Source organism: Kocuria carniphila, from assembly GCF_004136555.1.
GTDB classification, from domain to species: domain Bacteria; phylum Actinomycetota; class Actinomycetes; order Actinomycetales; family Micrococcaceae; genus Kocuria; species Kocuria carniphila.
Genome location: NZ_NOIT01000032.1, coordinates 1 through 9,036 on the forward strand (window position 1 = coordinate 1; position 9,036 = coordinate 9,036).

Here is a 9,036-nt window from a genome sequence, read left to right on the forward strand (position 1 = left end):
CCGCCCCAATCCGACAGCATCACCACAGGTCACAGCCCCGCCATGCCGCAGAGCCCCAGGTCGTGAGCCAACTCAGGCTATAGGCCTGTACTTTTCACGGGGTAATCGTCGTGACAGGGTCCGCGGCCGCCTAACCAAGCAAACGCCGAAGAGGAAAAACCAGGTCGCAGACGTTGGGTCAAAACCAGCGGAGCCTGTAACGCCCACATGGGCATTGATTTGTTACGCAGTGTCGATCGGATTCGCCCTCTTCGGCTTTCTGAGCCTGATGAACCATTTGGGCATTTCCGGCCCGCTGAACTGGTTCATCTTCGCCATGTGTTTCATTCCTGCGGCACTACTGATGTGGTTCTCATACCTGGGTAGAAGCACTAATAAAGAGGGCCGTCAGTGAACGCTTTGTTCTACGAGCGTGGCTCAGTCAATGGTCGAGCGGAACTGGTTGGGCCAGTTGGGCCTTCACACTCTCGGTTGTTACCGCTGTGGGTCTGATGGCCTACCTGGTAGGCAAGAAAACTGGCCATTTGGTTAGTTGAAGTGGGCGGTCAGGGATGAAACGGTGGAATGCCCAGAACGTGACGAGTCACGAGAAGGTGTTTTAGATGTCGACCGCAGTGCCAGAGCAACGAGAAGTCGTGACGCTCACCGACGAACAGGTCATTGAGCTGGACTGGTGGTATCCGTGGACCGCGGGTCGAGCGGTTGCATACGCGGCATGGTTGTACTTCTTCACGCTAGGTGCCTTTGGTCTTGTCCAGTTGCTCTCGCCTGGGGTTCAGGCGACCTTGGTCTTCTTCGTCGCCATCGGGCCTGCAGTGGGTGGTGCCATCGGCGCGATACTCGGAAGGGGTATCCGCCGACAAAGAATCAAAGTCTGGCACGAGAAGCGGGTTTTGAAGGCAGAAGCCGGGGGGCTTGAGGTAGGCAATCGTTCATTCCCTCTGCCCCCATCGAACCTGTATGTGGTCGGGGTCGGTGTATCCATCGCGCTTGCGCTGTTCGGACTTCTCAACCTCATCACTCACGTCGGGCTCTTCGAGGCCACTACGGACTTCACCCTGGTGATGTGTTTCGTGATGGCGGCTATAACGACCTGGGGCATATACACGGGCGGCAATGCACGAAAGGAGCCTGTGTGATGGTCACTGGCATAGACACGAAGTCCGTGAACGGCGCGGATGAGAAATCCAGGAATGCGATCATCCAGGCCGCAGACCCATATTTTCCTCATTCGCCCTGGCGGGCTGTGCTATCGGCTGTGACTCTGGCGCTCATCATGCTCGGATTTGCGACAGCCGTTTCCGTTGTCTTTGATGTCGGAACAGTCAGCCTGCTTCACGTTGTGTGGTTTTTCGTGCAAGGCGCGGTCGTGGCGTCCGTCGGGTATTTCGGCCGTGGGGTTCGCATCCGAAATCTTGAGACCCAAGGGAGAATCCCCAAGGAGGAGAACCTATGAGTGGTTTTTTCAATGTCACGACCATCCCCCGAGCGATCTTCCTCGGGTTCATCCTTATGTTCTTCGCTTTGGGCGTGACGTCGCTCTATAACCTGATCGTGGGTGATGCTGAGCGGGCGTCACCCAACACCCTTGCGTACTTCGCTTTGGGCGGGTTCATCGCCGGTCTTACGGGGTATCTCTTCCGTGATCAGCACATTATGTCCCTCAAGGCGCAGGGACGTCTTGATCCTGACTCCGACGGTTCTGAGCTGCCCATCGGTGGGTCGCCCTCGACCATCCCCAGGCTGCTGGTCTACATCCTTCTGATGACCTTCGTCGTCCAGGGGATCATTACTTTGCTGTCAATGGCCGGGTTGTGGTGGTCAAGGAGTGCGGACTGGGGCGATTGGTTCGTGACAGTCGTCGTTACCTCGCCCGTTGGCCTCATGACGTATTTCCAAACAAGGAAAGACCACACTGCGGAACCTCTCGGGAGTCACGGGGCATCCGACGATCCGGCCGCAACCCATTGACCCTTGAATGAGGCGCTCCCTTCGCGCCGTTTAGAGTCGAAGCCCTCCGCCTCTATCCCTCAGGCAAGGCACGTGCGACGATCTACCTACCGGTCGGTCTGCTGACGATCCTGCAATCACGGGCGTAGGGCTAGCCCGCTTGAGGCAGGGCGCCGTCGGCGTTCAAGAAGGTGAATACTTCATCACGGGGGGCGAAGATTATGGGCGACATACTTAATGCGAGCACCGTTCCGCGAGCCTTGGCCTGGGGTTTCCTCGTTTCAATGTTTGGCCTGGGATTCCTGTCGTTCCTCAATCAGCTGGATGGGCCTCGTGATGTAACTCTTTACAACATCGTCCTGGCGATATTCATAGGAATTGTTAATGGGTCGAGTGCCGTTATTCTCCGACAACGCCGTTTTCAGCGACTGCGGGAGCAGGGCAAAGTGGATGCGGATGCCACGCCGGGCGACCTCCAAGCGGTCAGGCCCCCGCGAACTCTTGGCGAGGTTCTCCTTATCGTCCTTCTGGCAACTTTCGCCATTCGGGGTCTCGCTGCATTACTCGCCTTCATCGGACCCTGGCCCCAGCTGGTTGCGGAATGGAATACTTGGCTAACGCCGTTCCTGATTGCCGTTTTCGTAGGCGTTGGCAGCTTTGTCATCGGCAAGCGGCACCGCGCACCAAAAAGCTCAGAGCCTAAGCCTCGATCCACCGACTCAGGTTAGGGCCGGCGGCCGATATCCCGGATCGGCACTGAGCCGTTTTTTGGCGTGACGTGGTGGCCGGCCTCGCTACCGGTGGTGTTCCACTGATGTTCTTTCGGTTGTGCCGATGCCCGGCGGGTGGTCGGGTGGTTATGCCGGTTGCGGTGGCGGGTGGACGGCGGTGAAGAGCCGCTCGAATCCCTGTTGCCAGGGCCATGCCTGGGGCAGGCGGATGCGGATCCTGCGGGCGCTGGAGGCGATCCGGGCTGGCAGATTCACGAGCCTGGCCCGGATGGTCCCGGTCCGGGCCCGGGCGAACTCTCCGGCAGCGAGGATCCCGGCGGTGCGGGTCAGGTTGTAGGCCATCACCGCGCAGACCAGCCAGGCACTGTTGGCCCCGAAATGTCCGGAAGGCAGGTGTGCCAGAGCACTGTCTTTCAAGTCGGCGTTGACCTGCTCGATGAGCGCATGCCCCCGGTGGGTCCGGTCCGCGGCCACCGTGTCCAACACTTCCGGATCCACGGTGGTGAAGAAGGCGTGGAAGCGGTGGGTGCCGAACAACATCGGCTGGTTGGTGTCCTGGGGGTTCAGTTCCGGGATGCGGCGCACCACCAGCCGTCCGGGGATCCGCTCGGCTTTCTTCTTCGAGGTGAACGCGGTGAAGGGAACTTCGGCGACCTCGGCTTTGGAGGTCCAGGTGCCGGTGGTCTCATCGTAGATCGCCTCGGGATATTCGATGCCGGTCCAGGCCGTTACGTCGATGGTGGCGATGGCGGCTTTGACAGCTTTGTCCATCCTGGCGGTGACGGAGACATCGGCCCCGGCGGCCAGGGTGGCGGCCACGGTGGGATGGCCGTAGAAGGCAGCGTCGGCTCGGACCAGCACTCGGGTGTCGGAACCCGGGCGCAGTCGCTTTAGGGTGGCCAGCACGTCGCCGACCATCCGGCCCGCACCCCGTGGGGATCCTACTGCTCCGCGGCGCAGCCGCTGGCCCAGGATCACCGGGGCCGTGGTCTGGGTGCTGGCGGTGGCCAACAGGGCGTTGAGTCCGCGGACTCCGGAGTACCCGTACCCGGAACCCTGCTTCTGGTAGCCGTGGACCTCGATGATCGTGTCGTCCACATCCACGAACACGAACCTTGGATCCGAGCCAGCAGCGCCGGTGCGTCCCAGCAACGGGGCCCGGCCGGCCAGGTTCACCAGGAACCGGGAGGCGACCGCGTCGAGTTGGCGCACGTGCCCGAAGGTGAACTCACGCAGGAACGAGCCCAGGGTCGAGGGCGCATAGCAGCCGCCGAACACCCGTTTCATCGCCCCGTGGCGCAGCACGGCCATGTCATCGATCGAGTCCGCCCCCGTGCACATGCCGGCCACCAGGGCCGCGACCTTCGCCCCGGCGTTGGCGCCCTTGTCGGTCGGCACGCTCAACCGACCTCCGGCCAGCTGGCGCAGACCGGCCTCGGCGGCCAGTTCCATCACCGGCACCAGCCCCGCGGCACCGATGAGGTTCGGCTCGTCGAAGGAAACTGACACGGCAGCAGGCGTGTGGGAAACTTGCATCTACGAGATGCCCTCTCATCGCGGTGGAACGGAACCCTGAACAAGTCCCATTCTTCCCGGTCAGACGGGCATCCCGTCTTTAATTACGGCCCAAGCCCAGCATGCTCATCGGTGGATCAAGGCTAAGGTCTAGCCACCGGTTCCCTCCATACGAGCTCGCAGTATTGAGACTCCCGGGCCCTCAAGCTCCTCCAGGTACAGGGCTCGACCAGCCATGGTCATCACCAGGGCGAGCAGGGGTCCGCTGACCATCGGACCGGTCCCCGTGTTAAACGGCCCATCAGTCGCCCTCAAAGACAAGCCCCTCACTAGCCGGTGGCTGTTGACCGCGAAGTCCCGTGAGGCGAAAAACTCTGCAACAGGGATTAGTGCCTCCACGCTGGGTGTCCGCGACATACCCAAGGGCCGCCGGATGTCCTGTGCGTGTACGAGCACCTCACCGAGATAGGCGGGGACATCGGAGGAAGGGGTCGTGGTGCTGCCAACGAGCTGGCGGAAACGATCGAGCGTCTCATTCGGAGTTCGGCCTCGATACTCTTCAATGCGTCGTTGGTTGTGCACATCGACACGGAATCGTGCGCCGATCATGCTGCGCAGCCACCGCAACTGGTTCATGCTGGCGACCGCAACGAGGTGTGCAACGACCTCCTCGACATCCCACCGCCCACACAGTGTGCTGTGCCGCCACTGTTCGGGAGTCAGAGTTGAGAGGTGTTCCGCCAACGCCTCGCGTTCGGCGCGCATCAGCCCCCACAAATGGATGTTCTGGGATTTGGTCATGGCCATCGAGCCTTCCCTCGCTGAGGCGATTCAAACCCCGATTACTGCTTCGCGCAAGAGGGCCGCTAATCGCTACAGCTCTCGCACTGCCGGAATCGCATACCAACGGGCCAGGGGAGCGAGATCCGCAACATCCTCCACGCCGTCTACAGGCTGCCACCGAAGCTCTGCAATCTCACGCGCCGGGACGGGCGTCTCAGCCAGCAGATTGAGCCCCATGAACACATGACTGTGCAGGCCATGCCCGGGTTCGTTGGCGGCGTCGGTCATCCATTCGCCCACGGGAACCAGGTCCTCCGGGGCCAGCGCCAGGCCCAGTTCCTCTTCCACCTCGCGAATGGCAGTGTCCAAGGGGGTCTCGCCCGCCTCGGGTTTGCCTCCGGGAAACATGAACATCCCGGTATTGCGCTTGCGTACGGTCAGCACGTCACCATTCGCACGGCGTAGCACCACTCCGGTCACCTTGATGACGGGACGATCGGCAGGAAGGTCGCGAGCGGCGTCGTCGGAAGTAATCGATGGCGTACGCGACCGGTCGGTGGCAGGGTTGGATTCAGACACCCGACCATCTTAGGGAGACACCGTGACCAACACGCTCGAGGCCCTTACCGTCCCGCTCATCCAGGCACCCATGGCGGGCGGGCCGTCCAACGCGGCGCTCGCGGTCGCGGTGTCTCAGGCCGGCGGGCTGGGCATGCTCGCCGCCGGTTACAAAACGGTCGAGGCGATGGCCGCCGAGATCGACGACGTCCGCGCAGGCACCCTCAACTTTGGCGTGAACCTGTTCGTCCCCGAGTCGGACCCGTCCGACCCAGGCAGACTCGCCGCCTATGCAGCCGCCCTCGCGTCCATGGCCTTGGAGCTCGGCCTCGCGGCACCCGAGCCGGGCCCGTTCAGCGACGACCACTACGCTGCCAAGGTCGACTACCTCGTGGCCAACCCGGTCCCGCTCGTTTCGTTCACGTTCGGTCTGCCCACCGCCGACGACGTCGCTCGCTTGCGGTCCGTGGGCACCGAGATAGTCCTCAACGCAACGGATCCTGAGGAGATCAGCGCTGCCGATGCCCTGCATCCGGACGCGATCGTCGTTCAGGGAGCTGAGGCGGGCGGACACCGGGCCACTCATGGACAAGCCAAGGAACCGTCCGAAAGCAGTACCCACGAACTGGTGAGTCTGGCGCGTGAGTACACGGACAGGCACGTGATCGCGGCCGGGGGAGTGACCAGCCCGGAGATCGCGCAGAACCTTCTCGGAGCAGGCGCTTCCGCAGTTCAAGTGGGAACCCTGTTCCTCACCGCCGATGAAGCCGGCACCAAGGACGCGCACAAGGACGCGCTGGTCAACGGCCAGTACCGGGACACCGTGGTGACCCGGGCGTTCTCGGGTCGTGCGGCGCGAGCACTGAGCAACCGGTTCACTGAACGCATGGCCGCGAATCAAGTGGTCGGGTACCCGCAAGTGCACTACATGACGGCACCGTTGCGAGCGGCGTCGGCGGATAATCCGGAAGGTTTGAACCTGTGGGCGGGTTCGGGATTTGGGGCCTGTCAGGCACGGCCCGCGGCGGAGATCGTCGCGGAGTTCCGTAGCCTGTAGCGGGAAATCTCTCCGTGAAAAAGCCCGCCGAGTCGTGTGCATACGACTCGGCGGGCTTTCGTCATCCTGGGGCGAGGCGGGTTACTTCTTAGTGAGGACGCCCTCGAAGAACGAGGCCAGTTCGCCGGTTGCGTCCAGGGGTAGGACGGCGGCGACGTAGTGATCGGGACGGACGACTACGACGGCGCCGTCGCGGCTGATCTGGCGCTCCTCGTAGATGTCCTCGTCCGGCAGCGTGGCGTAAACGCGCTCCCAGTAGTTCAGCTCCAGCGGGCCGATCTGCGGCCGGAAGACCCGGGGCACCTGGGTGGCGTCCATGTCCGTGTACTGCTGCTGGTAGGTGACGTCCACGTCGAAGAGGGTGGCGTCGTCGTTGCCCTCGCGGCGATAGGCAACCAGCGGGGACTTGGGATCGTTCTGCAGCCACTCGGCGAAGCGCGACGTCGCCGATTCCTCGCCTGCCGCGGCGCGGTCCGCGTAGACGTGGATGCGCCAGCGGCCGTCCGCGGTGGCCTGGTGACCCTGGTGCAGCGCGTAGGCGTCGCACACGCGCATGACACGAGCGGATTTGAAGCGCTTGCCCACGGGGTAACCGGCGGCCAGGTCCTGGTGCTCGGTGCCCGCGGTGATCAGGGACGGCTGGTACTCGGTCATGAACCCGGCCGGGAACTCCGCCGTCTTGACGTAGAAGTCCTCCAGGTATTTGGGGTCAGGCAGCTTGTCCTGCGGGGTGGCCATCAGGGTGGACCACTCACGGTCGAAGTCGATCAGGTTCTTGGCAATGACCTGGCGTTCCTCGGAGTAGGTGTCCAGCAGCGACTCGTTGGCGCGACCGGAAAGCACTGCACCCAGCTTCCACCCGAGGTTCCAGCCGTCCTGCATGGACACGTTCATACCCTGGCCGGCCTTCGCGGAGTGGGTGTGGCAGGCATCGCCGGCAATGAAGACGCGGGGCACGCGGGTGCCGCGGTCCTCGGTGTCGACGTCGTCGAAGTGGTCGGTCAGACGGTGACCCACCTCGTAGACCGAGGACCATGCCACGGACTTCACATCAACGCTGTACGGGTTGATGATCTGGTTGGCGCGCTTGATGATTTCTTCGACCGGGGTCTGGCGCACCTTGCGGTTATCGTCCGCGGCGACCTCGCCCAGGTCCACGTACATGCGGAAGAGCAGACCACCCTCGCGGGGGATCAAAAGGATCGAACCGTTGCGGGAGTTGATCGCGCACTTGGTACGGATATCCGGGAAGTCGGTGTTGGCCAGAACGTCCATGACGCCCCATGCGTGGTTGGCGCCCTTGCCCTCGAGCTTGCGACCGATGGCCTTGCGCACGCCGGAGCTTGCGCCGTCGCAACCGAAAACGTACTTGGCGCGGATGGTGCGCTCTTCGCCTTCGCGCTCGCCGGCCACGTAGCGAACCGTGACGGACACGGGGTACTCGGCGTCCTGGCCGACCTCCAGGCCGACGAACTCGATGCCGTAGTTGGGCTCGATCTTGGCGGGCCCGCTGGCTGCAGCCTCCAGGAAGTAGTCGAGCACGCGAGCCTGGTTCACGATCAGGTGCGGGAACTCGGAGACGCCGTGCGGGTCATCCGCGGGGCGCCCGGTGCGCACAATGTTTTCCGGGTTTTCCGGATCCGGGTTCCAGAAGCACATCTCGGTCAGGTGGAACGCTTCCTGGGTGATGCGCTCGGCGAACCCGAAGGACTGGAAAGTCTCCACACTGCGGGCCTGGATGCCGTCCGCCTGACCGATTTCCAGACGGCCGGGGCGGCGTTCGATGACGCGTGTGTTCACATCGGGGTACTGGGTCAGCTGGGCGGCGGCGATCACGCCAGCCGGGCCGGTCCCGACGATCAGGACGTCCATTTCATCGGGGAGGTCTTCGGGACGGTCGATTCCGTAGCCCTGGGGCGTTGCAATCCGCGGGTCCTCGGAAACATATCCGTACTGGTGAAACTGCATGCCTTGCTCCTCGAGGTACGTGACGGCGCGCGTCGCTGCGTGCGGCTCTGCTGGTTGAAGTTCAGGTGAGGGGACCCGGCTGGATGTGGCCGGCGTCTCAGGAATGCACACTAAGTCGCATCCGAATCGTGATCCACGTTACTACAAACTAGTACATGAGTGTAATAGTTTTTCGGACTGTTTCTGTGGGTCTGCTCAGCGGGCGGGCTGATGTGCGTTTGGCTGTGGGTCTCGACGAAGTGGCGTTCAGGGCCGTTCGTCAGCCGGATCGGTGGTGGTGGGCAGCCCGGCTTCCACCCATGCGTCGTAGCCACCAACCATGTCGGTGGCGCGGGAGAGCCCCAGCTGGCGGAGGTTCCATGCGGCCAGGGACGACGAGTAGCCATGGCGGCAGAACTGAATCGCCCCGGGTTTAATGGAGACATCGTTAACCCGGAAGGATGGGCGGCATGGTCGCACCACGGAAGTACCCCG

At 62.9% G+C, this 9,036-nt stretch carries 9 protein-coding genes and 1 pseudogene; 5 read left to right on the forward strand and 5 right to left on the reverse strand.

The genetic code is table 11. The features are described from left to right. The first annotated feature begins 602 nt into the window (after nt 1-602). The 4 genes from EWV37_RS15230 (at nt 603) to EWV37_RS15245 (ending at nt 2,678) form a co-directional block, all read left to right on the forward strand. Nucleotides 603-1,139, forward strand: a complete 537-nt coding sequence (locus EWV37_RS15230; RefSeq protein WP_129702487.1) for a hypothetical protein — start codon at nt 603-605, stop codon at nt 1,137-1,139. Continuing rightward, nucleotides 1,136-1,456 carry a hypothetical protein gene (locus tag EWV37_RS15235; protein ID WP_095797011.1) on the forward strand — a complete coding sequence of 107 codons (321 nt, stop codon included), beginning with the start codon at nt 1,136-1,138 and terminating at the stop codon, nt 1,454-1,456. Before EWV37_RS15230 ends, EWV37_RS15235 begins: the two co-directional genes overlap by 4 nt. Further along, complete coding sequence (locus EWV37_RS15240) at nt 1,453-1,971, forward strand: hypothetical protein (RefSeq protein WP_095797010.1); 519 nt, start codon at nt 1,453-1,455, stop codon at nt 1,969-1,971. The genes EWV37_RS15235 and EWV37_RS15240 overlap by 4 nt, the downstream gene beginning before the upstream one ends. 170 nt (nt 1,972-2,141) lie before the next feature. Continuing rightward, nucleotides 2,142-2,678, forward strand: coding sequence for a hypothetical protein (locus EWV37_RS15245; protein WP_129702488.1), 537 nt, complete (start codon nt 2,142-2,144; stop codon nt 2,676-2,678). 129 nt (nt 2,679-2,807) lie between these two features. Here EWV37_RS15245 and EWV37_RS15250 read toward each other — a convergent pair whose 3' ends face one another. From EWV37_RS15250 to EWV37_RS15260, 3 genes are all read right to left on the reverse strand, one after another. After that, the gene (locus tag EWV37_RS15250) at nt 2,808-4,217 is read right to left on the reverse strand and encodes an IS1380 family transposase (RefSeq protein ID WP_129702489.1); all 1,410 of its coding nucleotides are present in this window, start codon (nt 4,215-4,217) and stop codon (nt 2,808-2,810) included. Between the two features lie 129 nt (nt 4,218-4,346). After that, nucleotides 4,347-4,997, reverse strand: coding sequence for a maleylpyruvate isomerase family mycothiol-dependent enzyme (locus tag EWV37_RS15255; RefSeq protein WP_238663361.1), 651 nt, complete (start codon nt 4,995-4,997; stop codon nt 4,347-4,349). A gap of 72 nt (nt 4,998-5,069) precedes the next feature. Then, entirely contained in the window at nt 5,070-5,558 is a 489-nt protein-coding gene (locus tag EWV37_RS15260) for an NUDIX hydrolase (protein ID WP_238663362.1), read from the reverse strand. A gap of 22 nt (nt 5,559-5,580) precedes the next feature. Between EWV37_RS15260 and EWV37_RS15265 the strand changes: the two genes are divergently transcribed. Then, nucleotides 5,581-6,594, forward strand: coding sequence for an NAD(P)H-dependent flavin oxidoreductase (locus EWV37_RS15265; protein WP_129702490.1), 1,014 nt, complete (start codon nt 5,581-5,583; stop codon nt 6,592-6,594). Nucleotides 6,595-6,675: 81 nt separating this feature from the next. Here EWV37_RS15265 and EWV37_RS15270 read toward each other — a convergent pair whose 3' ends face one another. Then, the gene (locus EWV37_RS15270) at nt 6,676-8,562 is read right to left on the reverse strand and encodes an FAD-binding monooxygenase (protein WP_129702491.1); all 1,887 of its coding nucleotides are present in this window, start codon (nt 8,560-8,562) and stop codon (nt 6,676-6,678) included. 246 nt (nt 8,563-8,808) lie between these two features. Then, nucleotides 8,809-9,036, reverse strand: a pseudogene (locus tag EWV37_RS15275) (rhodanese-like domain-containing protein); the annotation flags it as partial.

Coding starts and splice junctions, on each gene's coding strand:
- EWV37_RS15240 (WP_095797010.1), top strand. CDS start 1,453: ATGAGTGGTTTTTTCAATGTCACGACCATCCCCCGAGCGATCTTCCTC.
- EWV37_RS15270 (WP_129702491.1), bottom strand. CDS start 8,562: ATGCAGTTTCACCAGTACGGATATGTTTCCGAGGACCCGCGGATTGCA.
- EWV37_RS15250 (WP_129702489.1), bottom strand. CDS start 4,217: ATGCAAGTTTCCCACACGCCTGCTGCCGTGTCAGTTTCCTTCGACGAG.
- EWV37_RS15255 (WP_238663361.1), bottom strand. CDS start 4,997: ATGACCAAATCCCAGAACATCCATTTGTGGGGGCTGATGCGCGCCGAA.
- EWV37_RS15230 (WP_129702487.1), top strand. CDS start 603: ATGTCGACCGCAGTGCCAGAGCAACGAGAAGTCGTGACGCTCACCGAC.